General features: G+C 57.5%; 16 protein-coding genes and 1 pseudogene. 13 read left to right on the forward strand and 4 right to left on the reverse strand.

The genetic code is table 11. The annotated features are described in order from the left end of the window. Window positions 1-84: 84 nt before the first annotated feature. From B5F70_RS02990 to sufC, 4 genes are all read right to left on the reverse strand, one after another. A complete protein-coding gene (locus tag B5F70_RS02990; RefSeq protein WP_087204075.1) occupies window positions 85-1,428 on the reverse strand; it encodes a SufS family cysteine desulfurase in 1,344 nt (447 codons plus the stop codon). Further along, window positions 1,425-2,708, reverse strand: coding sequence for a SufD family Fe-S cluster assembly protein (locus tag B5F70_RS02995; RefSeq protein WP_087204076.1), 1,284 nt, complete (start codon window positions 2,706-2,708; stop codon window positions 1,425-1,427). Before B5F70_RS02995 ends, B5F70_RS02990 begins: the two co-directional genes overlap by 4 nt. A 61-nt stretch (window positions 2,709-2,769) precedes the next feature. Beyond that, complete coding sequence (gene sufB, locus B5F70_RS03000; RefSeq protein ID WP_087204077.1) at window positions 2,770-4,182, reverse strand: Fe-S cluster assembly protein SufB; 1,413 nt, start codon at window positions 4,180-4,182, stop codon at window positions 2,770-2,772. Between the two features lie 9 nt (window positions 4,183-4,191). Continuing rightward, window positions 4,192-5,025, reverse strand: coding sequence for a Fe-S cluster assembly ATPase SufC (sufC, locus tag B5F70_RS03005; RefSeq protein ID WP_087204078.1), 834 nt, complete (start codon window positions 5,023-5,025; stop codon window positions 4,192-4,194). 245 nt (window positions 5,026-5,270) lie between these two features. On the opposite strand from sufC, the gene B5F70_RS03010 reads away from it, so the two are divergent. From B5F70_RS03010 to tnpA, 13 genes and pseudogenes are all read left to right on the forward strand, one after another. Continuing rightward, window positions 5,271-5,717: an Rrf2 family transcriptional regulator gene (locus B5F70_RS03010; RefSeq protein WP_087204079.1), complete on the forward strand. Its 447-nt coding sequence runs from the start codon at window positions 5,271-5,273 to the stop codon at window positions 5,715-5,717. A 281-nt stretch (window positions 5,718-5,998) separates the two neighbouring features. Then, a complete protein-coding gene (locus B5F70_RS03015; RefSeq protein ID WP_087204080.1) occupies window positions 5,999-7,720 on the forward strand; it encodes an LPXTG cell wall anchor domain-containing protein in 1,722 nt (573 codons plus the stop codon). 400 nt (window positions 7,721-8,120) lie between these two features. After that, entirely contained in the window at window positions 8,121-8,291 is a 171-nt protein-coding gene (locus tag B5F70_RS03020; protein ID WP_087204081.1) for a BrnT family toxin, read from the forward strand. 78 nt (window positions 8,292-8,369) lie between these two features. Next, entirely contained in the window at window positions 8,370-8,627 is a 258-nt protein-coding gene (locus B5F70_RS03025; protein WP_087204082.1) for a hypothetical protein, read from the forward strand. A 178-nt stretch (window positions 8,628-8,805) separates the two neighbouring features. Then, window positions 8,806-9,120, forward strand: coding sequence for a nucleotidyltransferase domain-containing protein (locus B5F70_RS03030; RefSeq protein WP_087204083.1), 315 nt, complete (start codon window positions 8,806-8,808; stop codon window positions 9,118-9,120). A gap of 631 nt (window positions 9,121-9,751) precedes the next feature. After that, window positions 9,752-11,983 carry a hypothetical protein gene (locus B5F70_RS03040; RefSeq protein ID WP_158094917.1) on the forward strand — a complete coding sequence of 744 codons (2,232 nt, stop codon included), beginning with the start codon at window positions 9,752-9,754 and terminating at the stop codon, window positions 11,981-11,983. A 184-nt stretch (window positions 11,984-12,167) separates the two neighbouring features. Further along, complete coding sequence (locus B5F70_RS03045; RefSeq protein WP_087204086.1) at window positions 12,168-15,209, forward strand: L,D-transpeptidase family protein; 3,042 nt, start codon at window positions 12,168-12,170, stop codon at window positions 15,207-15,209. A gap of 145 nt (window positions 15,210-15,354) precedes the next feature. After that, on the forward strand, window positions 15,355-18,012 hold the full coding sequence (locus B5F70_RS03050; RefSeq protein WP_087204087.1) for an NlpC/P60 family protein: 2,658 nt from the start codon (window positions 15,355-15,357) through the stop codon (window positions 18,010-18,012). A 93-nt stretch (window positions 18,013-18,105) separates the two neighbouring features. Next, complete coding sequence (locus B5F70_RS03055; RefSeq protein ID WP_158094918.1) at window positions 18,106-21,408, forward strand: C39 family peptidase; 3,303 nt, start codon at window positions 18,106-18,108, stop codon at window positions 21,406-21,408. 139 nt (window positions 21,409-21,547) lie between these two features. Next, complete coding sequence (locus B5F70_RS03060) at window positions 21,548-22,255, forward strand: glycosyltransferase family 2 protein (RefSeq protein WP_087204089.1); 708 nt, start codon at window positions 21,548-21,550, stop codon at window positions 22,253-22,255. 3 nt (window positions 22,256-22,258) lie between these two features. After that, window positions 22,259-22,654 carry a DUF2304 domain-containing protein gene (locus tag B5F70_RS03065; RefSeq protein ID WP_087204090.1) on the forward strand — a complete coding sequence of 132 codons (396 nt, stop codon included), beginning with the start codon at window positions 22,259-22,261 and terminating at the stop codon, window positions 22,652-22,654. After that, entirely contained in the window at window positions 22,641-26,021 is a 3,381-nt protein-coding gene (locus B5F70_RS03070; protein ID WP_087204091.1) for an N-acetylmuramoyl-L-alanine amidase, read from the forward strand. The genes B5F70_RS03065 and B5F70_RS03070 overlap by 14 nt, the downstream gene beginning before the upstream one ends. Window positions 26,022-26,196: 175 nt before the next feature. Further along, window positions 26,197-26,472: pseudogene (gene tnpA, locus B5F70_RS03075) on the forward strand (IS200/IS605 family transposase); the annotation flags it as partial. Window positions 26,473-26,569: the final 97 nt, after the last annotated feature.

Raw genomic sequence — 26,569 nt, forward strand, 5'->3', positions numbered from 1 at the left:
CACGGGGCATCCCCGCCCCGTGCCCAAGTGGGGCATTTTGACCCCGTCCCCAAATGACTCATTCAGATGACTCGGGGGTGCCCCTTAGGCGTGGAAGGTCTTCCAGACGGCGCCGAGGCCGTCGACGAGGCGGTCCACGTCGGACTGGTCGTTGTAGAAAGCGAGGCTGGCGCGGCAGCAGGCGAGGTTCTCGCAGCCGAGCCACGCGAGCAGCGGCTGCGCGCAGTGGTGGCCGGCACGGATGCAGACGCCCTGCATGTCGAGGATGCTCGCCACGTCGTGCGGGTGGATGCCCCGGACGTTGAAGCTGATGACGCCGTGGTGGCGGTCCCAGTAGATGGAGCCGAGGATGTCCACGTACGGCAGCTCGACCATGCGGCTCATGGCGTAGTGGACGAGCGCCTTCTCGCGCGTGAGGACGTTCTCGTAGCCCACCAGCTCGGTCAGGTAGCTGAGGGCGACGCCCGTGGCGTAGATGCCGGCGGCGTCCTGCGTGCCCGCCTCGAACTTCTCGGGCACGGGGGCCCAGCGGGCGTCCTGCTCCGTCACGGAGTCGATCATCTCGCCGCCGGTGAGGAAGGGCTCGGAGCGGTCGAGGAGCTCAGATTTGCCCCAGAGCACGCCGACGCCCATGGGCCCGAGCGCCTTGTGGGCGGAGAACGCGAGGAAGTCCGCCCCGAGCTCGCGCACATCGACGGGCATGTGGGGGACGGACTGCGCCGCGTCGACGACCATGTAGCCGCCGTGGGCGTGCACCGCCCGGGCGAGCTTCTCGATGGGGACGCGGCAGCCGAAGACGTTCGACACCTGCGTGGCGGCGACAATCCTGGTGCGCGGGCCGATCTTCGCGGCGATCTCCTCGTCCGTGAGCTCGCCCGTCTTGGTGGGGTAGAGGTAGACGAGGGTGGCGCCGGCGGCGCGGCACGCCTGCTGCCAGGGGATGAGGTTGGAGTGGTGCTCCATGATGGTGATGGCGACCTCGTCGCCCGGACGGAGCACCGTGGGCGCGAACGCCTTCGCCACGAGGTTGAGCGACTCGCTCGTGTTGCGGGTGAAGACGATCTCGTGCGCGCGGGGCCGCCCGCCCTCGTCCACGGCCCCGATGAGCGCGGCGACGCGGTCGCGGACCCGGGCGATGGCCTCGGTCGCCTCGACCGAGAGCTCGTAGAGGCCGCGCAGGGGGTTGGCGTTCATGGTCTCGTAGAAGCGGCGCTGGGCGTCGAGCGCGCACGCGGGGCGCTGCGCCGTGGCGGCACTGTCGAGAAACGCGAGGTCCGGACGGCCGGCGAGCAGCGGAAAGTCAGCCTTGTAGGGGTTGGCGGCGATGTCGGTCGCCGGCCAGGCGCGGGACGCCTCGTCGGACGCGTCGAGCACGGGCGCGCCCGGCGCGGTGCAGGTGTCGCAGGTTACGTGCTCGGTATCGATCATACGAGCTCCTCCTCAAAATGGTCGACCATGCGCCCCGCCAGACGGCAGACGGCGGCGCGCGCGTCGTCGGTGGGTGCGGTGAGCGCGGCGTCCTCGAGCTTGGCGCGCAGGAACAGCGCCTCGGCCTCGGCGGGCGAGATGCCACGGCACGTGAGGTAGAAGAGCTGGTCGGGGCGGACGTGCCCGATGGTGGCGCCGTGGTTGCCCGCCACGTCGTCCTCGTCGCAGAGGATGGTGGGGACGGTCTTGTTGTCCACGCCCTCGCTGGCGAGAAGCACGGTCTCGCGCTCGGTTCCCTCGGAGCCCTTGCAGCCGTGCACGAGGTCGATGGTCCCGCGGAGGACCTTCTTCGAGGTGCCGGCGAGGACGCCGTTGGCGAGGATGTTGGAGATGGTCTTGCGCCCGCGGTGGCGGACGGTGTAGGCGAAGTCGCGCCGCTCGGCGCCGGCGGCGAGGTAGCTCGTATCGATGTCGACGCGCGCGGTGTCGCACCTCAGGTCGCAGGCCATGCCGGTGTAGGTGGCGCCGCCCCCGAGCACCACGTGGCGCACGGTCACGCGGGCGCCCTCGTCGAGCACGTAGCCCTCGTCGTCGATGACGACGGTGCCGGGCAGCGCCGTCACGTACACGGTGACCGTCACCCGGGCGCGGGCCCCGGCAAAGACGCGCAGCGCCGAGCCGATGAGCGCCGGCGCGTCCTCGGCGCCGAAGTCGTCCGTGCCGTCGAGGACGACGTCGAGGGCGAGGGTGGAGTCGGGCGCGGCGACCACGTCGAGGCTCGCGGCCGAGGCGCGGCCCGCCTCGGCGGGGACGCTCACCTGGGCGCGCCCGCTCTCGCCCGCCTCGGTGCCCAGAAGCACGGTCTCGCCGGCGAGGAAGTTGAGGTAGGCGCGCGCATCGCGGCCCACGCCGGTCTCGAAGGCGGCGGCCACGTCGCCTTCGACCTCCTCGCGGCAGGCGCGCTCCTGATAGCGGGAGAGCGCCGGGATGTCGAGGTCGCCGAGGTCGCCCGATGCGTCCGTACGGGTGCCTCCCAGCGCGGCGGCGCGCACGCAGGCGCGACCGTCCGCCTCGGCGCCGGCGCCGAGGCGGTCCTGCAGCTCGGCCACGGCGACCTCAAAGGCGCGCGCGTGGTCGAAGAGCGCCTGCGGGGCGTCGATATCGGCTGCGCCCGCGCGCTCGAGGTCGGCGGGAATCTCGATGGTGGTGTCGTTCATCTTGAGCCAGCTCCAGGTTGGGGCGGGCATCGCGCTTGCGTGGCGTATGGTGAGAGCGTCCATCAGCGTGCGCTCCTTTCGTAAGAGGCGGCGGGAGCCGGCAGGGCGGCGGGTTTGGCGCGCATCAGCCGATCGCCCCTTCCATCTCGAGCTTGATGAGGTTGTTCATCTCGACGGCGTACTCGAGCGGCAGCTCCTTGGCGACGGGGTTCGCAAAGCCGTTCACGATCATGGCTCGCGCCTCCTCCTCGGAGATGCCGCGGCTCATGAGATAGAAGACCTTGTCGTCGCCGATGCGCCCGATGGTCGCCTCGTGGCCGATGTCGACGTTTTTGGCGCGCACGTCCATCGCGGGGATGGTGTCGGAGCGGCTCTGGTCGTCGAGCATGAGCGACTGGCACGAGACCGTGGCCTGCGCGCCCTCGGCGGCGGGCGTCACCACGATGGACGAGCGGAACGTCTGGATGCCTCCGCCCTTGGAAATGCCCTTGGTCTCCACGGTCGCGCGCGTATCAGGCGCCGCCATGACCACCTTGGTTCCGGTGTCGAGGTTCTGGCCCGCGCCGGCAAACGTGATGCCCGTGAAGCTCGAGCGGCTGCGGGCGCCCGTAAGCACGCTCATGGGGTAGAGGTAGCCCACGTGGCTGCCAAACGAGCCGGAGATCCATTCGATCTCGCCGTCCTCCTCGACGCGTGCGCGTTTGGTGTTCAGGTTGTACATGTTCTTCGACCAGTTCTCGATGGTCGAGTAACGCAGGTGCGCGCGCTTGCCCACAAAGAGCTCCACGGCGCCCGCGTGCAGGTTGGCGACGTTGTACTTGGGCGCGGAGCAGCCCTCGATGAAGTGCAGGTCGGCGTCGTCCTCCACGATGATGAGCGTGTGCTCGAACTGCCCGGCGCCGCGCGCGTTCAGGCGGAAGTAGCTCTGCAGGGGGAAGTCGAGCTTCACGCCGGCGGGCACGTACACAAACGAGCCGCCGCTCCACACCGCACCGTGCAGCGCGGCGAACTTGTGGTCCGTTGGCGGGATGAGCGTCATGAACTTCTCGCGGATGAGCGCCTCCCATGTGGGCTCGTGGAGCGCCTCCTCGATGCCCGAGTAGACGATGCCCATCTTGGCGGCGGTGTCCTGCATGTTGTGGTAGACGAGCTCGGAGTCGTACTGCGCGCCCACGCCGGCGAGGTAGCTCCGCTCGGCCTCGGGGATGCCCAGGCGCTCAAAGGTGTTCTTGATGTCGTCGGGCACGTCCTCCCAGGTGGCGGACTGGTCGGTGTTGGGCTTCACGTACGTGGCGATGTGGTCCATGTCGAGCCCGTCGATGGCGGGGCCCCACGTGGGGTCGGGGAAGCTCAGGTAGGTCTCGAGGGACTTGAGGCGGAAGTCGAGCATCCAGGCGGGCTCGTCCTTGCGCGCGGAGATCTCGCGCACGATGTCGGGCGTGAGGCCCTCTGCGAGGCGCTCGAAGCCCTCCTCGGAGTCCTTGAAGTCGTAGAGGCTGCGGTCGATGTCCGCGACCTCGGTGCGCTGTTTTGGCATGGGTGCTCCTTAGCGCTCGATGACGGGCGAGAGGTCTTCGGCGGTGAGCCCTGCGGTCGCAGCCGCAGCGGCGTCACCGGGCTCGGCACCCTCGGCTGCCCGCTCGAACGACTCGAAGCCGTTCTCGTCGATCCAACCGATGAGGTCGGCCGTGTCCTCACGCACCACGCGCCCGTCGACCATCACGTGGACGCGGTCGACATCGAGGTGCTCCAGGATGCGCGTGTTATGGGTGATGATGATGAGCGAGCCCTCGCACGTCTGGCGGTAGAGCTCCATGCCGCGCGAGACCACGCTGAGCGCGTCGACGTCGAGGCCGGAGTCGGTCTCGTCGAGGATGGCGAGCTTGGGCTGGAGCAGCAGCAGCTGGAGCATCTCGACCTTCTTCTTCTCGCCTCCCGAGAAGCCCACCCCGAGCTCGCGGTTGAGGTAGGCGGGGTCCATGTCGAGCTCGGCGCAGAGCTCCTTCACGCGGCGGCGGAACTCCTTGCCCTTGAGGGCGCGGTCGGGGCGCGCGGCGAGGGTGGCGCGCAAAAAGCTCGACAGCGGCACGCCGGGGATCTCGACGGGCGCCTGGAACGAGAGGAAGAGCCCGGCGCGCGAGCGCTTGTCGGGCGAAAGGTCGGTTACGTCCTCGCCGTCGAACATGATGGTGCCCGCCGTCTGCGTGTAGACGGGGTCGCCCATGATGACGTGGCCGAGGGTGGATTTGCCGGCGCCGTTGGGGCCCATGAGAACATGGGTCTCGCCGGCGGCGACGGAGAGGTCGACGTGGTGGAGGATCTCCTTCTCGTCGACGGCGGCGGCAAGGCCGGTGACGGAAAGCAGGGGCGTGGTGGGCATGGTGGGCCTTTCTCGCAAACGGGTCTCGGCGGCGGGCGCGGGGCGCGACCCGCGCAGGGGCGGCTCTCGCCCGGGCGCGGGTCGCGCACCTCAAGTCGGGCGACCGCTAAACCCTATCAATTCTCTCGGAATAAGAATACGGTGAACCCGTGCCCCGTCAAGGTATAATCCGACTAATTCACTAGAATATACCGGTGCGGCGCTCCGCCGCGTTGTCCGGTGCCTGCGAATCGAAAGGGGCGCGCATGCTTATCTCGTCCAAAGGGCGCTATGCGCTCCGCCTCATGATCTACATCGCGGCCTTCGGGCGCGAGGACGGCCACAAGGTGGCCCTGCGCGAGGTCGCGGCGGGGGAGGACATCTCCCTTAAATACTTGGAGCAGCTCGTGCGCCCGCTCATGCAGGCGGGGTATTTGAAGAGCGTGCGCGGCAAGGGCGGAGGGTACGTGCTCGCGCGTCCCGCGGACGAGATCCGCGCCGGCGACATCCTGCGGGTTGCCGAGGGCACGACGGCGCCCGTGGCGTGCGAGGGAATCGACGGCGCCTGCTACCGCGCGGGCCTGTGCTCGACGGTCAAGTTCTGGCAAGGGCTGGACGACGTGATCGAGCGCTACGTCGACGGCGTGACGCTCGCCGACCTCGCCCGCGTGCCGGAGATCAAGCTCGACGTCGACCTCACGGGTGTTGCGTAGGCGTCGTATGCTCGCCCGCGTCAAACATCCCGACGCTGACGCTCAAGATACGTGCTGAACTGCGGCGCCGTAACAGCCGCTCCGCTGCGTTCAGTCGCGTAGACGGGGCCCGTCGTGGGCATTCAAGCTTAACTTCAACCTTAATTGACTTATCTGAAGACCTCGGGGATTCGCTTGACCAAAATTGGCGGCCCCCGGATACTCGTTGGAACCTCTGCGCGCCTCGCGCACCCGTACCCGAACCGCACCTGCCCCAAGAGGGCCGGAGACGAGGAGGATTCATGCGTATCCCGCACTATGCTGTGCTCGCCGGACTGGTCGGCGCGCTCGCCCTGGGCAGCGTCGCCGCCCCCGTGACCGCGCACGCCGAGGAGGCGGTGCCCGCCGCCGTAGACGCGGCGCCGGCGGCTACGGAAGGCGACGGCACGACGGATGACTTCGCGCCCGAGAGCGCGGGCGTGTCGGTTCCCACCGATTACGATAAGGCCGACTTCTACGAGGCTGCCCCGCTGGCGAACACCCTCGCCACCGCACGTGTGGCGCGCACCGGCGTGACGGGCGCCACCGACGAGATGAAGTATTTCACGCTCTACGAGAGCGGCCAGAACTACGACCAGGGCTTCTCGCGCTGGGACGGCTACCATGCGATGGGCTACTACCAGTTCGACCGTCGCTATTCGCTCGTGGCGCTCATGCGCTACTGCTACAACTACGACCCGGTGACGTTCGCGATGTTCAAGCCGCTCATCGACCGCGGCGCCGAGCTCTCGAACGCGAGCACGGTGATCTTCGACACGGCGACGGGCCGCCTGACCGAGATCGGCCAGCTGGCGGAGGACGCCTGGCATGCGGCCTATGCGGCGGACCCGGCGACTTTCGCCGCCCTGCAGGACAGCTATGCCATCAGCAACTACTACATGCCGACCGAGAACTGGCTGAGAAGCGCTCTCGGGATCGACATCTCCGGCCGTGCCGACTGCGTGAAGGGCCTTGTCTGGAGTATGTCGAACCTGTTTGGCACGGGCGGGGTCAAGACCTACCTGCGGGCTGCGAACCTGTCGAACGACATGAGCGACCGAGCGTTTGTAAACGCCCTTGTGGATTCGCTGCCGTCGACGCTTGCAGCGAACAACCCCAACACGCAGTACCATCAGAGCTGGATCAACCGCTACGAGAAGGAGCGCGCGACCTGCCTCGCCTATATCGCCGAGGACGAGGCGCAGGCCTCGCAGCCTGGTACCGATGAGCCCGCGGGCGACGTTGACGGTGGCGGTGCGGGCGATAACCAGGGCACAGGCGGCGTCGAGACCCCGGGTGACGGCTCGACCGACGTGCCGGCCGGCGACCAGGGCGACGGCTCGCATGACGAGGGCGGCTCTGCCGACGGCGACGCATCCAGCGATTCCTCGGCGCCCGCAGGCGGCGAAGGGTCTGACGACACCCCGGGTGATGCCTCAGGCGACGCCTCCGATGGCACCGGCTCTGCCGACGATTCGGCTGCAGACGGCGCCGTGGATAACGATTCGGATGACGCCGCCGACAGCGATGACGGCGTGACGGACGTGACGCCCGCCCCCATCCAGCCGGCGCCGCCCGCTTCCAATAACGCGGCCGGCAATACGACGTCGCCCGATGGCGGTGCGCAGACCGACGGCTCGTCTTCCAACGATGCGACGAGCGGCACCGGGTTAGATGACGGCACCGCGAATAACACGACCACGGGCAACGGCGAAGACAACGCTTCGAAGACGGATAACGCACCCAAGACGGAGCAGCCGTCCGATAATGGCGGCAAGACGAGCACGTCGACTAGTGCGAATGCGTCGACCAACGCTAACGCGTCGACCAAGGCGAACGCCGACGCCAAGCGCCTCCCCAAGACCGGTGACGCTGCCGGCTTGATGGCCATGGTTGCGGCGGGCACGGCGATGCTCGGCGGCGCATCGCTCCTGGCGGCCAAGCGCTTCTCCGGCAGCGCTGACAAGGACGCTTCCGACAACTAAGCCGCATTCATATACCATTGCGTCGATGGTGCAACAACGCTTGCGAGCGGGTCCCCATGGGGCCCGCTCGTTCTTTATATGTGTCGCGCGCCTGCTCGCGGTTCTGACACTTCGAACTGACGATACGTGCTCATTTTGCGCAGCATATGCCAAGTAAGTTGCGCCGAAAGGCACCGGCCTATCGGCGGTACGGGCCTGAGAACAGCGCGGTTAGACATGTCTTGATTGATGTCAGACAGAGCTTGGGTCTGCGTGTATACCGGTCAGAGGTTGGTGAGACCCCCTCGTTACTATGCTCTGTAAGTTTACGAACGCTGGTGAGGAGGTGTATTCATTACTGAAGATATAAATACAACATCAAAACAATATCTATCAGAGATGTACTCGTAGTGAGGATGATATGATGGATTACGAATGGGATTGGAGAAAAAGCCGTGAAAACGAGGCTAAGCACGGGGTCTCGTTTATGTATGTAATAGATATTTGGCTTAACTGGGTGCTAACCATGCCTTCGAGGAGAAAGGGCGAGAACCGAAAACTATCAATTGGGGTAATTGCCGGGGAGTATTGAACCGTCATATGGGGTCGAAGGGGGAGTCGCGTCGCATCATTTCAGCGCGTCGCTCCACGATTAAGGAGATGGCACTTTATGACAGAAACAACATCTGACACACTGATCGAGCGTTTTGACGCTGGTGAGGATGTTCTTGATTACTTTGATGAGAGCGCAGCGGAGAGGGAAAAGCCCGATCCAAATGAGACCCGTCAGATCAGCCTCACGCTTCCCAGCTGGCTCATCGAGGCGTATGACGCTGAGGCTCGCCGACGGGGCATCGCCCGGAAGGCCGTGATAAACACGGCGCTCGTCGAATGGGCCGACAACCTTCGCGCCCGTCTGTCTGCATGAAAGGGCGATTCGAGTAGTTCGGCATAACGCCGAGAAGTCTTCCTACTTGTTAAGTGGGTTGAGCAGGATTCGCCGTGGAAAAGCGGGCCATCGCCTTGTGGTTATACTCATCTGAGAGATAGGAGGCCCTATGGCGAGTCCGCAAATGACAGAAGCCCGCATGCGAGACGCTGAATAGGTGCTTTCTGCTGATGAGCTGGATTGCATCCGCAGGGTATGTCTGGATCATCCGTATGTTCGCGAGCTGTACCTGTTCGGTTCTCGTGCCCGCGGAACGCAGCGGGCCTCGAGCGACTATGATTTCTACGCACGTTTCGATGAGGATCTGATGCAGACCCGCGTCAACCACCTCAAGCTCATCGATGAGCTTATCAGTGCGTTACGGCAGCGTGTTGACCTCATGCGCGGTGAGGTGTGGTCGTCTCGCGACGAGGGACTCAAGAGCGAGATTGAGAGAGATGGGGCGCTGGTATATGATCGCGATGCCCAATGAGATGACCTGTCGATTTGGGGTTCGGTGCGCGGCATGCGAAACAGATTGGCTCACGATTATTCGCATGTGGATCGCGCCATCGTGTGGGAAACGATTTCCGACGGCATCGAAGAGCTCGATCGCATTGCAAAAGACTACACAGAAACGCGAGGTCTTGAATAGCGGGGGCGATTGTATGGATGGAAGAGCGTGATACCTCGGTTCCGAATGCCTTCCAAGCGACCACAGTTGGTTTGCTTGCGTCATTACAGTTGATATGGCGCTACGAAGATAGGAGAGAGGACCATACGCACGGGTGTTTCCAACAATTCGGAAGTGGCACGTTTGCTGCGACGTCTTCGCATATCCTTTCGGTCCGATACTTTGCTGCGCACTCTATGAGCGTGTCACCGTCGACCGCATCGATTGCAAACCCGCTTGTCATCGGACTATTTGTCTCAATCGAGAGGTCGCTATACTGTGCGGATAGATTCGACTTTTAACCCCATATGAAGTCGAAACGGAATGTCTCGTCTTCTATTTCCACTACATTCGAATCAACCTCACGCCGCCTCGTTGTCCACGTTGCCCGATTTCCTTGATAAGGCACTAGATTGAGCCACTAGGCTTGTAGGAAATGATGGGAGGCGCCATGAGAAAACACCTTAAGTCTATTGTAGCTCATTCTGTTGCAGCGGCTGCCTTAGCGGCCATATTGTCGCCATTCACCGCGGCTTGGGCGGATGAGGGCCAATTCATCTGGTCCGACAGTGGTGTAGGTGCGAGTACGATTGCGGGAGAAAGCTTCGAGGTGCCAGAAGTTGAAAGGGCTGATGGTTATAGCGCAGGCGACCCTCTTCAATCCATAGAATCGTCGGTATTGTTATCGGATGCGCATCCAGATGGCAATCACGCAGATGACGCGGCGACCGGCGTGGTTTCCGAGCCCATCGGAAATGAAGTAGTCGCTGGGGACACAGGGGGCTTTCCATCCAACGTGCCGTTAGCCAGTGATTCGGTAGATACTGCAACGTCTGACGGTGCAACACTGCCAGTTGATGGTTCCAGCTTGCTGTCTGTTGAGGCGCATGTTTCGAATCTTGGTTGGATGCCTTCGGTTGGCGGTGGCGAGGTTGCAGGTACAACGGGGCGTGATCTCGATTTGGAGGCGCTGCGTATTATTCTTCTGGACAGCCAGTACGGCGATTCGAGCATCGAGATCCGCGCTCATGTTGAGAATCTGGGCTGGATGGATTGGGTCGGATCCGGCGAACTTGCTGGAACTACAGGACGAGCATACGCCATAGAGGCGGTGCAAATTCGTCTTACGGGTTTAGCTTCGGAGCAATATGACCTCTGGTACTGTATTCATTCTGCTGATGTTGGCTGGCTGGGATGGGCGAAGAACGGAGAAAGCGCTGGCAGCCAAGGCTGGGCCCGTGCTGCCCAGGCGATTGAGGTCATGCTGTTGCCCAAAGGTTCGCAGGCCCCCTCTCCTCTTGGGAACACGAGTTCCGCTTTCATGACTCCGTTACTGAGATATCGGGCTCATGTACAGGATGTTGGCTGGCAAGGCTATGTAAGGGACGGTTATGTGGCTGGGACAACGGGGCGCAATCTGTCGCTTGAGGCTCTAGATGTATCACTTGCGGATGCTGCAGGGCTCGGAGCGATTGCAGCTCGTGCTCATGTTCAGGATATCGGATGGCAAGATTGGTCAACCAGTATGTGTGGGACGACAGGATGCGGGCTCCCGGTTGAGGCGATTTGCTTAAATCTCGAGGGCGAGGCATCTTCACGATGGGACATTTGGTATAGGGTTCATTCCGCTGAATTCGGTTGGCTTGGCTGGGCCTCAAATGGCGATCCTGCAGGAAGTCAGGGTTTTGCACGGCCAGTGCAAGCTATAGAGATTCGTTTACAAGCTAAAGGGTCAGATGCCCCTGGTGCGGAAAACCCCGCTTTTATGTACACCTCACTTCGATACGCCTCTCACAGTGCAGAAATCGGATGGAGAAGCAATGACAGCTTTGATGCCAATCCGGATGTAATCTTGGGCGTTACCGGTCGGGCGCTAGCACTCCAAGCTTTTCAACTCGCGATTCCTGGAGTTGGGGGGACGGGGGAATCTATTGCATACTCCGCCTACGTAGCGAATACTGGTTGGCAGGACGAGGTGTCTGACGGTCAGATTGCAGGGACGACAGGGAAGAACCTACCGCTTGAAGCTGTTAAGATTCGCCTCGTGGGGGAAATTGCTGATCAATATGATGTTTGGTATCGATCGCACGTTGCCAATATTGGCTGGATAGGCTGGCGTAAAAATGGGGGTAGTTCTGGCACACAAGGGCTAGCGTGTCCCCTTGAAGCGGTTGAAATCGCGATTCTTCCTAAGGGCAGCGAGGCCCCCGGGAGTCAGGTCAACGCTTTTATTGAGAAGCCGGCTATTTCCTATAGCGTTTGTAACGAACGGGCATCGTGGGGTATTCAGTATGACAACGGTGCTATCGCAGGTAGCATGGATTCAGGTTATTTGCAGGCTTTTCAGGTCCGCTATAGCGGTTTGGTTGTCGGGTCAGTGAGCTACCGCGCAAAAGTCAGCGGGGTAGGATGGCTCGATTACGTTACCGACGGTGGTGTTGCTGGTTCTATCGGACAAGATGGTTCGCTTCAGGCAATCGCTCTTCGTATCGAAGGCGACGGTGCGCGATACTATGATATATGGTATCGAGTTTATCTCAAAGGAAGTGGCTGGACGGGCTGGGCAAGCAATGGAGCTAGCGCAGGATCCTCTCATCCCTCTAGAGTTGTGCAGGCGATACAAATTGCCTGTACAGGGAAAGGTGCTCCGGCTCCAGGCTCCACAATAAGTGCTTATGCATAGCTTGAATCGTTATTTAGGCGAGGGACCAGTATTGTGTTTTATATGCGGGAGCCCTGATAGCCGTTACGTCTACAGAATGTTTCAAGCGCGGCTGAAATAGAGCCGTCTATAGAATGGTGGCCATACGTTCATCTTCGTGGCTCTACAATGATGAGTGGAGTTGTACCCGGGGATAGGGGGATGCATGCTCGCTGTAAGGAGGCACTTTGGCGTAATTGGTGTAAGCGCATTGATTGTTGCGCTTTCGCTATCTCCTGTTGTTTCGGTAAGGGCAGCGGAATCGTCTGATGTCGAAAACAGCTCAACAGAGATGGTTATAGCTGAGGATAAATCGTATGGCGATGACGTTGCGAATGGACAAGGGGTTGACGGTGAAGTTTCAGTAATTGATGATGGGGCCGAAGCCGCCAACAGGCCGCAAACATCCGATAATGCCGGGGATGGCGCCGAGACGGACGCATCGGCTGCTCAAAACTCCTCGACTGCGAGTGAAGATGCTGTATCGGATCAAGAAGATTGTGTAAAACTTTCTGTCGAGGCTCACGTTCAAAATCTTGGGTGGCAAGAAGTCGTCGGTTCAGGCGACGTTGCTGGTACGATTGGGAGAAATCTCAATCTTGAGGGGTTGCGCGTAACCCTTGAGGGTGTGTCCGCTGGATCGGGGCTCATAGTCCAGACACATGTTACAAACATTGGCTGGATGGACGCAGTGGCGCCTGGAGATGTTGCAGGAACCGTTGGACGAAACTTACCCATTGAGGCGTTGCGAATCACTCTCACGGAAGATCTGATGTCGCAATATGATGTCTGGTATCGTGTCCATTCCGCCGATTTTGGTTGGAACGGTTGGGCCAAGAACGGCGAGAGTGCCGGATCGCAAGGTTATGCGAAGGCAGCCCAGGCAGTGCAAATTGAGCTGTTGCCCAAAGGCTCAGCTGCTCCCGGCAGCACTGAGTCTCCGTTCCGGTCTTATCTACTGCGATACCAGGCGCATGTTCAGGGTATCGGCTGGCAGGAATTCGCTGTCGATGGTCAGACTGCCGGAACGACGGGGAGGAATCTAGGACTAGAATCCGTCACTGCATCGCTTGGCGGTCTGTCGCCTGACGGAGATGTCGAGCTTCGCGCCCACGTCCGCGATATTGGCTGGCAGGGTTGGACGAGGGGGAATGCTGGGACAACCGGCCGCAATCTCCCCATCGAGGCAATCCAAATGAGACTGACCGGTGAGGTTTCTGAGTTTTATAGTGTCTGGTATCGCGTTCACGTGACTGACTTCGGCTGGCTTGGCTGGGTTTCCGATGGTGGGCCCGCCGGAACAACGGGCAAAGCATTGAACGTCCAAGCGGTAGAAATCGTGCTGATTGAAAAGGGTGGCGTTGCGCCTGGTGATACGTCCGATGGGTATGTTGGTGGATATGAGGTCGTTTCTGCAAATGGCATTTATCTCGATGGCACATCTGCCCGTCCTGCCAAATCCGCAACAATTACCATTGGTAATTCCGAAGGGGAAGACACACTTCGCTCGTTTGCCGCGATCATAGATAATCAAATCTCGGAAGGATCGCTCATCTATCGCTCGCGCTTGGCGTACTCCGACTGGACGCAGGAATGGGTATCTGATGGACAGCAGGTAAATCCTAATAACGATGGTTTGGCGATAACTGCAATTGAGATGAAGCTGGCAGGGTCTCTCTCCGAGAAGTACGATGTATGGTATAGGCTATATTCTCCAACAGTTGGCTGGCTTGGATGGGCCTGCAACGGTGCGCCTGCTGGGATTGATGGTGGGTCTGTTGGAATAACTGCCCTGCAGATATCGCTGCTGGAAAAAGGTACGGAGCCGCCTGGTTCTACGGAAGGGGCTTTGGTCGCTCCCGAAGCTTCTGCGGGTCCACATGTCTCATATCAAGCTCATGTATCAGAACTCGGTTGGCAGGCTTCCGTTGCTGACGGAGCTGATGCAGGGACATCGGGTCGAGGCCTTGCGCTTGAAGGCCTGCGCGTTGCCCTCGAAGGCGTTGACCAGGATAGCTCGGTTGAGGTCAGTGCTCACGTAACTGATATTGGCTGGCAGGACTTCGCGGCAGCTCCTGGCTATGCTGGGACAACTGGCCAGAATCGCGCCATTCAGGCGATAAAGATTCAGTTAACGGGCGGCATTGCATCTTCTTACGATGTTTACTATCGCGTACATTGCGCAACGTATGGGTGGCTTGGTTGGGCAAAGAACGGCGAAGCCGCGGGAACTACCGGGCTAAATCTGCAGGCTGAAGCGGTAGAGGTTAATTTGGTGACAAAGGGAGGCGAGGCTCCTTCGTCAACCGCTCCGGCTCTTATCGAATTGCCAACGCTCTCTTTGGAAACCCATGTACAGGATTTAGGTTGGATGGTTGCGGTTGGAAACGGAGCAGTATCTGGAACCACGGGACAAGGGCTGAAGGTTGAGGGAATAAAGCTTTCAGTGGAATCGCCTGTTTCCGGTCATATTGCCTATAGAGCACATGTGCAGGATATCGGTTGGCAGGACCAAGTAGTGAATGGATCTCTCGCGGGCACGACAGGGCAGAATAAACGAGTCGAGGCAGTTCAGATTCAATTGACCGGGAATCTTGCCACCTATTTTGATGTCTGGTATCGCGTGCACGTTGAAGAATATGGATGGCTTGGATGGACTAAGAACGGAGCGGCTGCTGGTACTAGTAAAATCGGTTATCGAATTGAGGCAGTCCAAGTAAAGCTCGTTGCTAAGAATGCTCCGGCACCGGGTTCAACCTATCGGCCGTATACCGAAGAACCTATCGTGCCTCCCGATCAGGCTGCGATGACGAGCAGAATCATGAATGTGGGTAGTGCAACGAACTATCTCATTGCGGTTGATACGATCACCTGTCGTACAGGGATTTATACGGGTTCTTCTGGACACTGGACGCTTCAGTACTATTGGCTTTGTGGGCCGGGCAAGCCCACCACGCCAACTGTGAAGGGCCAGTACACTGTTCAAGCAAAGGGCTACGTGTTTGGCCATGGTTATAGTTGCTATTACTACACGCAGTTTTATGGCGACTATTTATTCCACTCCATCAAGTACGATCAGGGAACTTTTAATGTACAAGACGGGCGTTTGGGAATGGGCGTTTCGGAGGGCTGCGTGCGCCTTGCAATAGAGAATGCCAAATGGATATATGACAACATTCCACGTGGAACGAAGGTTGTTATCTGGTAGCAAGGATTGACGCGCAATAGAGCTCATGCACGACTAATCTCGTCAGTTTAAGGCGCGATCTTCAGGTTAGATCGCGCCTTTTCCATAGAAGATACTGGGCGTGACGGTATACTCAAATAAATGGCAAAATGTGGGGAGGATCGTTATGGTTGGTCGTCGTTTTGCGAAACCGATTTGTGCCCTGTTTCTGGCGTTACTACTGGTCCTGCCTGCTCCAGCTGCGTTCGGGGAAGATGATGCAGCATTTGATGAGGCGCAGGTGAATGCTTCCGAGGACTCGGAGGTTGCGCAGGTTCAGCCTGATGAAAATGCCGGCCAGTCTGGCGATGACATCATCAGCGCGGATATCGAGGATGAAGTGTTGCCTGGCGATGTTATGCTGCAGGATGCGCCAGTTCAAGAGAATGTAAACGCTAGTCAAGACGAGAGCGTAGATGGGGACGACGTTCTTTCGGACGACACGGTTCTCACGGTGGAAGCACATGTCCAGAACAAGGGGTGGATGCAGCCAGTGTCTGCTGCTGAAATGGATAATTATGCCGGCACAACAGGTCAAAATCTAAATCTTGAGGCATTGCGCTTCCATTTGAATGTCTCTGATGGTTCCAACGTGGTTGTCAGTGCGCATGTTTCCAATATCGGCTGGATGGAAGACGTGCAGGCTGAAAGCGTGGTCGGAACGACTGGACGCAATCTTCCTATTGAAGCGCTTCGCATTGCTTTGGCGGGGCCAATCTCAGACCAATACGACGTATGGTATCGTGTCCATTCGGCTGATTTCGGCTGGGGCGGCTGGGCGTGTAACGGCGCTGTTGCAGGGTCTCAAGGATTCGCCAAGGCAGCGCAGGCAGTTCAGGTTGTGCTTCTGCCAAAAAACTCTCCCGCTCCAGGGGAGACGGAGAATGCATTTCGAAGCTATGCCGTCGGCTATCAAGCGCACATTCAGAATGTTGGTTGGCAGGGCAAGGTTTACGACGGGTCGACGGCGGGAACTGTTGGACGCAATCTGAATCTCGAGTCACTTCGGGTTTCATTGGGCGGTTACGTGACCTCTGGCTCCATTGAAATTCGCGCTCATGTTCAAGATATTGGGTGGCAGGATTGGTCGGTGGGAGCTGCTGGAACGACTGGCAGAAACCTTCCCATTGAAGCTCTGCAGTTTCGACTCACAGGAGATGCGGCGGAACAGTACGATGTCTGGTATCGTGTGCATTCCGCAGATTATGGCTGGGGTGGTTGGGCATCGAATGGCGCCCGCGCTGGAACTCAGGGCTACGCAAAACCTGCCCAAGCGGTAGAAATTGTATTGCAGGCTAAGGGAGAGAGTGCACCAGGTCAGACTGATGGCGCATTTAAGTCTCCCTCGTATATATACAGCTCGCATGTTTCAGACGTCGGTTGGCTAAGCGGAAAAGGTTCCGATTCTGCCCCATCCATTATTATTGGCACGACCGGTCAGGCACATTCTCTACAGGCATTTACCCTCTCGTATCCTGGATTGGGTTCGGGGTCAGTGTCTTATGAGGCCCATGTGAGCGAAATTGGTTGGCAGGGCGCAGTATCTGATGGTGCGGTTGCCGGTACAACGGGTAGAAATCTTCCAATTGAGGCTGTGCGCATCAGTCTGACCGGAGAGCTTGCTGATGGCTACGATATCTGGTATCGAGCTCATGTTGCGGAGATTGGTTGGCTTGGCTGGACGTCAAATGGGCAACCCGCCGGATCAGAGGGGCTTGCCAGCCATCTCGAGGCCATTGAGGTTCGTCTAGTATCCAAGGCGGATGGAGAGGCACCGGCGTCGGGGACCTCCTTCTTGACGAAACCGACTATTACGTACAACGCCTATTCTGCTGGTACGGGCTGGGGACCTGCCGTCTCGAACGGTGGAATTGCCGGAGCAACGGGTCAAAATCGCGCCGTAGAGGCTTTTTCCGTATCTTATGCTGGTGATATTCCTGGTGGTGTTAGTTATCGTGCACATTTGACCGATATCGGCTGGCAAGATGCAGTGGTGTCGGGAACAGCGGGCATAGAGGGTGGCGGAAAGGACCTTCAGGCCATCTCTATTTCGCTTACGGGAGACGCTTCGAAGTATTTCGACATTTGGTACCGTGTCCATATTGAAAGTTTTGGATGGCTAGGTTGGACAAAGAATGGTGCCGACGCGGGGACCACAAAGCTCAATCTTCAAGTGGAGGCAGTTCAGGTTACCGTTACTGGTAAAGGTGCCGCAGCGCCTGGGTCTACTGCGAATGCGTATTTCGAAAAACCAATTTACATTGGTTGGCAAAATCCGCCGCAGTATCCTCAGGTAAGCTGCAATACGGTGGTGCTTCCAAGCTATTGTACGGGAGAGTTTACCTACGTTACACCTTCCCGCATTCCCTACAATGCAACGCGTCTGGACTGCATCAATGCATTCATCCAACGGGCTTACGAGTATCTTGGTACGCGTTACATAGAACCGTATTCTCAAGCTCCCGGGCAAGCTGTTGACTGCTCAGGCCTCGTTATGCAGTGTCTGTATGCGACCGGTATGGATCTTGGTTGGTATAATCCCTACAACCATCGCTGGCTTCCAGAGCAAACCTATAACTCTATGAATTGGTACCGCAACAATACGTTTATGCCCGTCAGCGTGTCTGCAGTCCAGCGCGGAGATTTGTTATATTACAACGGCCATGTCGCGATTTACATCGGTAACGGACAGATTATCGACTCTTGGCCAGGGATCGGCGTTACTATCCGCGGTATGTATGCTCCTGGCAGTATTATTGGAGCGGCGCGACCTTTCGTCGGGTAGCGTCTTCGTCCAATCATTGGTCCGACTCAATGGGCTGTCTTTGCCTGGTGTCAAAGGCAGCCCTCTTTTGGGGGATAGATGAGAAAACGGTTGATGGCTAGATTCATCTTTCGTCGTGCGGGAATCTGGTGCGCTTCTGGCATCCTCTTCCTTTCGGCGGCAATTTATCCTTTTTCAGCGAGTGCCTTAGAGTACTCCGCTCAGGATGTGCCGAGTGTAAGCCTAGAATATAGTGAAGGAAATCTGCATGAAGAAGGTGGCGAAGAGGCTAACGGGAGCTCGAACACTTTAGCTGCATCTGATCCGGATAGCCTCTCTTCCAGTCAAATTGACACAGAGGGCACCGTGCCTCCGTCCAATGAGGCGGAATCTGAAATTGATAACGATGCTGCTGGGAATAGCCCCTCTGCGGACGGGGAGGTCGTTGACGATGTTTTGAACGACGGACCTGCAGAAGGCAACGACCTGCCTGTAAAGGATGAATCCGTTACGGATGACGCGCACAACCCTGAAGACCCATCTGCTGATGAAGACATCTCTCTTAGCTACGCAGCTCATGTTTCGGAACTTGGTTGGCAAGAGCCTGTAGCTCAGGAAAATGTGGCGGGGACTGTTGGCCGCGCGCTGGCGATCGAGGCTCTTCAATTTGATTTGACGGGTGCAGATGCGACAGATATGCAGATCGTCGTTCACGTTTCGGATATCGGTTGGATGGAGCCTTGTTCGGGTAACGAGGTTGCTGGGACGACGGGGGAGGGTAAGGCAATAGAAGCCGTGGCCATTAGCCTTGATGGAAATCTGGCCGAGCGCTTTGACATCTGGTACCGTGTTTACGCTTCCAGCTTTGGATGGTTGGACTGGGCATCCAACGGGGAAAATGCAGGTTCTGTGGGCTACGGTAATCCTGTGGAAGCCGTTGTGGTACAGCTTGTGCCAAAAGATGCGCCCGCTCCGGGAGATACCGAGGTCCCGTTTAAAGATCGTGCAGATGACCCACCCTCGGTGCATTATCAGGCACATGTACAGAATGTTGGATGGCAACAGAACGTTGCGGACGGCGTGACGGCGGGGACGACTGGCAGAGCGTTGCCCGTCGAGGCTCTCAATATCCATACTATCTGGTATGGTCACGATGGCGCCATTGCAGCACGTGCACATGTGCAAGATATTGGATGGCAGGATTGGAGCGACGGTTCTTGTGGGACCACCGGGCAGGCAAAGCATATCGAAGCGATACAGCTAAAGCTTTCCGGTGAAATTGCACAAGCATATGATGTGTGGTACCGCGTTCATGTTTCAGGCATCGGCTGGATGGGCTGGGCATCTAACGGCGCCGCTGCCGGCACAACGGGAAAAAACGCCTCTGTAGAAGCGATAGAGATAGTTCTCAGTAACAAGGGTCAATCGGCGCCCGGTCCTACAGCCGATAGCTATCTGGGTAATTATGAGGTGCTAAAAGTATCTGCTTATTCTGTTACTGGAACGGCGGCGTTTTCCACAGAGGGCGAATCAGCGGTAGTAGGTGCTGTCGATGCTGAGCCTCTTCAATCCGTCTCCTTCAGGGTTGACAATCAGATTCGTACGGGATCTATATCGTATCGTGTACGTAGGCAGTTTGGTAATTGGGATGATGCGTGGTCGTCCGACGGCGCCCAAGTAACTTCTCTGCGGGACGGCAAGCAGATCGAGGGCGTAGAGATCGAACTGTCTGGAGAACTTGCCGATGCTTACGATGTCTGGTATCGCGTGCATTCCAATAACTACGGTTGGAGTGGCTGGGCTGTCAATGGTGGCGCTGCGGGATCTGAGGGCGACGCCTCCGGGGTGAACTGTTTGGAAATATGTCTTGTTACAAAGGGAGGGGAAGCTCCTGGAGAGACGTCAGATGCGTATCGAGTGGTGAAATACGATCAGGTCGGTGTAGTGTACCAAGCCCACAGTCGGGACATCGGTTGGCAGCCATTGGTATCCGACGGTGCTATTGCTGGAACGACCGGCAGGGCTAAGCCTGTCGAAGCGTTGCGAGTGGGCCTGGTCGGTCCCGAACAAGGGGGTATCGAAGTTTCTGCCCATGTGTCTGAGATTGGATGGCAGGACTATGTTACGGCAGGCGAGCTATCCGGTACAACGGGAAGGGTCTTGAGCATCGAGGCGCTGAAGGTTTCGTTGTCGGGAGATGTTGCTGTCACTTATGACGTCATATATCGAGTGCATTCTTCGGAATATGGCTGGCTGGGATGGGCTAGAAATGGTGAACCCGCGGGTACGACTGGGCTGAATCGCCCTGTCGAGGCATTTCAAGTTAAATTGATTCCCAAGGGAGAGGATGCTCCTGAATCCGATGTTCCTGCGTATATCCCCCTAGCAGGCGTATCTTACCAGTCGTACGTCCATTCGACTTGGCAGCCAGCTGTATCTGGTGGTTCGCTCTCAGGCACAACGGGACAGGCGACGCCAATCACCTCTGTGCGATTAACCTTTGATTCTCCAGTTTCTGGTGAGATCGCCTATAGTGTCCATGTGCAAGACATCGGCTGGATGAGTGATGTTTATTCCGGTGATGACGCTGGATCAATTGACAAATCGAAGCAGATTGAGGCAATTAAGATTCACCTGACAGGACAGGCGGAGAACTATTACGACGTTTGGTACCGGGCGTATGTTGAGGAATATGGATGGCTTGGCTGGGCAAAGAACGGAGGGCAAGCAGGTACCGGTTCTATCGGCTATCGGATGGAGGCCTTTGAAGTCCGAGTTACAGCCAAGGGTGCTGCGGCCCCCGGCTCCACCGCAAACGCTTTCCGTGATAAACCGATTCGTGTCAACGCTGCCTTACTTGGCGTCCCCTGTCTTATGCAGTATCCTGAGCTGCCGACGGGCTGTGAATCAGTTGCTCTCACTAATGATCTGAACTACTACGGATTTGGATTGGCGAAGACCACCATTGCAGACCAGTATCTTCCGCGTAGCTCTACGGATTTTGTGACAGCGTTCTGGGGTAACCCTCATAGCTCTTCAGGTAATTGCACGTCAGCTCCCGGTATTGTCAACGCAGCCAACGCGTTCTTATCCCAACGCGGCGACTCCAGGCGTGCCTACGACATCTCCGGAGCTTCTCTTGATGGGATGTATGCGCAAATTCAGGAGGGTAATCCGGTGATTGTTTGGTCCACCATCGGGCAGGCCAATATGGGCCCAATTTATGCAAGGCAGTGGTACAACGGAAAGGAATATTTTACGGTCACCAACTCTCATACAGTGGTATTGCGGGGTTTTGATCGAGCAAGCAACCTTGTGCATATTGCGGACTCTATATCGGGCTACGTCACTCTAGACGCCAGCAGATTCAATCTGCTGTACTCCATGCGCGGGGCACAAGCGGTGGTTATAAGATAATTGTTGATAGATGCCCCTTCTGTTGAAGAAGGGGCATCTAGTTCTTTTGTCATGTTCTGACGTTCCTGCAGGGTGAGGAACACTTGGTCGTTCATAATGCTCGCTAAATGCTGTAAGTATGGTTGGCGGAAGGGGCCATATGCATAACTCTCGTGTGCTGGTTGTTATTCCCGCATACAACGAGGAAGAAAACATTGTTGATACGGTTGAACATGTGATTGATGCCGGTTACGAGTACATCGTAGTTAATGATGGTTCGCGTGATAATACGCTCAATGTTTGCAGAAACAATAACATCCGCGTTCTTGATCTACCGCAGAACCTAGGCATCGGTGGAGCTGTCCAAGCGGGGCATAAATTCGCTCAGCGCCACGGTTATGATATCGATATTCAGTTCGATGGTGACGGTCAGCATGACGCTCGTTATCTCGACAACCTCGTTGAAGCAATTGAGGCTGGTGCCGATTTAGCTATCGGTTCGCGTTTTTTGGGGCAGACAGACGGCTTCAAGTCGACGATAATGCGCAGAGTGGGGAAGACGTGGCTCTCAGGCTTCCTAAAAGTGTTCGCTGGCATTACTGTCACTGATCCCACAAGCGGGTTTAGAGCGTGCGGGAAAAGGGCAATTGACGCGTTCTGTTCCAGCTATCCCATTGATTATCCCGAGCCAGAATCAATTGCTGTTGCGGCAAAATCTAGCTTTGTGGTCAAAGAGATTCCCGTAATCATGCATGAGAGGCAGGGAGGGGTCTCATCCATTAATGCACTCGCGAGCGTGTACTACATGATAAAGGTGTCCCTCGCCATTATCATTGCCTGCTTTTCTCGTCATGATAAGGAGGCGTAGAACATGTCATTCTTACTGCAGATCATCGTTATCGTCTTCTGTGTTCTTCTCGCGCTTTATGTCGCGCGATTAGTGTCACGCGAGCAGTTACTATTGAAATATTCGCTGCTTTGGCTTGTTCTAGTCGTTGCTCTTATCCTGAGTTCTCTATTCCCTGATGCTCTGTTCAGCATTTCTGGGGCCTTAGGCTTTGAAACCCCTTCGAACTTCATCTTTTTCGTGGGCCTGTTTTGCCTGCTTGCCATTGCGCTGTCACTTAGTGTTATTGCCAGCAAGCAAACTTTGAAGATCAAGAATCTAACGCAAAGGATTGCTCTTATTGAGTTCGACATGAACTGCGGTAAGGAGTCCGCAAGCGGTCAAGGGGCGAGAGGGGACAACGAAGATGAAGCGTGCTAGAAAGTTCGTTGCTTGCTTGCTGGCGTATATCCTGATGTACGGTCAGGCTTTTGCCCCCGTTGCAGCACTTGCCGCAACAACGTCGCAAGTAGAGTCGGTGGGTATTGTGGCGGCTTCAGACGCTCTTCAAGATGCTGAAGATTCCCCCGATGTGCCTGATGGGGCGTTGTCTAGTGAAATCGAGCCGCAGACAAATCCGGACGATAGGGCGAGCGGACAACATGACGACGAAGTGCAACTCGTTGAGTCCACCGTGTTTGAGGACGAGGTCGCTACCGAGACCGCAGAAGTTGTACAGCCCCTCGCGGCAGATATTAGTCATGTCGAGTTTGTATATATCGACTACGGCATGGTGAAGATCGGTGAGACGCAGAACGTGGCGATTGGGTTCACTAATCTCGAGGATGATGTGGTATCCGCGCGTCTCGCCATCGTCTCTTCGAATGGCGAGATCTCGACCTATGAAGCAGCCAATGTTGTAGACCAGTCCGCGTTGTTCACTATTCCATACGCAACGGCTGATACGGCTGATTCGTATACGCTGCAAAGCGTTTCTTACTCGCTCTCCAACTCAGACCAGCAATACGAAGTCAGATTCGATGATGACGCTAACGATGCAAACGATTATACGTATGAGGTCGTCACGCCTGACCTCGCTGACACACTTGCGGAGAGCGGATCGGAGGACGGTGTATCTGCGATTACCATCGATGAGGATGGCGAGCTATATGCCGCGGACTCCGTAGAGGATGCCCTCAATTCGGCGGATGCCGGTGGTGTTGCGGAAAGTCATGAAACGGCGACGGCTCCTTCTGTGAACGCCGCGCGTGGCCGAGCGGCTGTTTCCACCACGAGGGAGGACTATCTCGTAGTGGCTATTGATCCCGGCCATGGCGGCGGTGATGTTGGCGCAGTTGGCAACGGTTTGCAGGAGAAGAACGTTAATTGGGGAATAGCCCAAGCGTTTAAAACTGAATTGGATACGTATACGGGCGTAACGGCGTATCTAACACGAGCGGAGAATGAGAATCCGAGCCTTCAGGAACGCGCCGACAGAGCGAAGACCGTTGGCGCAGACGTCTTCGTCAGCGTTCATTGCAACTCCGGCGCAGACGTACGCGGTGCAGAGGTCTGGGCGCCTAATAGCAGCTCCTTCAACAGCGATGCGCATCAGGTTGGTTCTGACTTAGGAAGCAGAATCCTCTCTAAGCTTACGCAACTTGGTTTAACGAATCGTGGCGTGAAGTTCCGCGACTATGGATACTCCGACGATGGTTCGAACCTCTATCCAGATGGGAGCATGGCTGATTACTACGGTGTCATTCGAAATTCCCGCAAGTACGGTATCCCAGCCATTATCGTCGAGCACGCTTTTATCTCGAATGCGGCCGATGCCGCTGTTTTGGCTAGCAACCAGACGCAACTCGGTATTGCCGATGCAACAGGCGTTGCTGAACAATACAACCTAGGCAAGGATGAGGCTGCCCGTGCGCAAGCCTCGGTTGCCGTTACTTCCCATGTATCCAATATTGGATGGGAAGATACGGTGTATGACCATAAGGTTTCCGGAACGACAGGAAAGAATCTCAACGTTGAGGCCATAACCTTGAGCCTGTTGAACGGACCGGCGGTCATGGGCGGTATTGAATATAAGGCCAACATTGAGGGCTCATGGACTGACTGGGTTGCTGACGGGGAACAGCTAGGCGCGACGGGGCGGAATACCCCGCTCCAAGCGGTGCAGATTCAGTTGACTGGCTCCGCGGCGAATTCTTATGATGTGTATTATCGCGCCCATGTTACAGAAATCGGCTGGCTTGGTTGGGCAAAGAATGGAGAAAGTGCTGGCAGTAGTGGTTATGGATATGGGCTTCAGGCGATAGAAGTCGTACTTGTCAATAAAGGTTCCAGTGCACCGGGCTCAACCGAGGACGTGTTCCGAGATAAGGCAAATGAACCAACCGCCATTACGTATCGCGCTCATGTGCGTGATATTGGTTGGCAGAATTGGACATCTGGACTTGCCGGCACAACGGGACGTGGCTTGCCTGTTGAGGCGCTGCAGGTGCGTATCGAGAATCCAAAAGTATCGGGAGGGGTCAGGGTACAGGCGCATGTGATGAATATTGGGTGGATGGACCCCGTTGAAGATTCACAGACGGCCGGCACTACCGGGCGTGCGCTTCAAGTGGAGGCAGTGCGCATCGAACTGACCGGTGAGCTGAAGGAGCAGTACGATATCTATTATCGTACGCACGTATCGAACTTCGGGTGGCTTGGCTGGGCAAAGAACGGCGAAGATGCCGGAAGTCAGGGTTTCGCATACGGTATAGAGGCTTTGGAAATCAAGCTAGTTCCCAATGACGAGAGTGCGCCCGGAAGCACGGATGACGCTTTCAGAACGAAATATATCACCTATCAGGCCCATGTTTCCGAAATCGGCTGGCAGTCATCTGTGAATGACGGCGCCGAAGCCGGTACCACGGGAAGAAACCTGCCGATGGAAGCGCTGAAAGTATCTTTGGGTCCCGGTGCTACAGACGGCGATGTCATGGTAAGAGCGCATGTGCGTAACATTGGATGGCAGGACTGGGTGAACGGTGGTGTTCAGGCCGGTACTACAGGCAGGGCGCTACCCATCGAGGCCCTGCAGATCAAACTAACAGGCAAGGCTGCCGATACATATGATGTGTATTACCGTCTGCATGTGACCGATTACGGATGGCTTGGTTGGGCAAAAAATGGCGCTAGCGCAGGTACGCAAGGATATGCCAAGTCTGCACAGGCGGTTCAGATTGCTCTAGTTGCCAAAGGAACTGATGCTCCCGGTAGCGAATCCAATGCGTTTCTGCAGAACGACGATCAGCCGATAATGGGCTCCACTAGAGTAACAGCGCAGCAGATGGTGGCGCAGTTTAAGAAATACGCTAGCTACCCTAGCGATGTATACTCAAGTAAAGGAGCTTCGACCATAGAGCAGTTTGTTCAGACGATCGTTGAGGAGGCCAGCGTGGAGGGCGTCAGGGCGGACGTTGTTTTCGCTCAGGCAATGCATGAGACGAATTGGCTCCGTTTTGGAGGCGACGTATCGCCCGATCAGTGCAATTTTGCTGGTATAGGTGCCACGGGAAATGGTGCACACGGAAATAGTTTCAAGGACGTTCGTACGGGAATTCGAGCTCAAGTGCAGCATCTCAAAGCATATGCATCGACTGACGGTTTGGTTAACCCCGTTGTGGATCCTCGTTTTAACTATGTCCAGCGTGGCTGCGCTACAACCGTCAAAGCATTAGGCGGTCGCTGGGCAGTTGGCGCTGGGTATGGAGATGCCATTATCTCATATCTCAACGAAGCGCTCGAACTATAACTATGATTCTTATAAAAACAGCTGAGGGGCTCGGGGTATCCCAAGTCCCTCAGCTGTTAATATGCGTCCTCAATCCTGTGCCGCGCGCCCTTCGCGCGGCATGGAAATCCACTCGCTCAGCGGATGGACCCCACCTTTGCTACGCAACAGGATACCTCCCCCTCTAGCATGGTGATTGCTCGGGTCGCCGGCCCCGAGGGGAAGGTGGCCGCCGGCCAACAGCCTCGCTCACACGAAGTGGCTCTGCAAGTACCGCATCGTGCTCTCGCCAAAGTATAGGCGAAAGGCCATCTACAACGAGTACCGCAGGGACCCGGCGCAGATCTTTCGGGACCTGTGCCGCTGGAAGGGGGTCGAGATAATAGGGGGGCACCTGATGCCGGACCACGTGCACATGCCGGCCGGCATCCCGCCCAAGATCAGCGTGCCGGACTTCATGGGTACCGTCAAGAATCTTGCGCACTTTCCGACAGTCCCATAGGCCCGCCGTCCGGTGCGGCTACCCCTCCAGCAGAGTCACGTCCAGGTAGCGCCTCGAACCCCACTCG

The organism is Collinsella sp. An268 (genome assembly GCF_002159765.1).
In the GTDB taxonomy this organism is placed as follows: Bacteria; Actinomycetota; Coriobacteriia; order Coriobacteriales; family Coriobacteriaceae; genus Coprousia.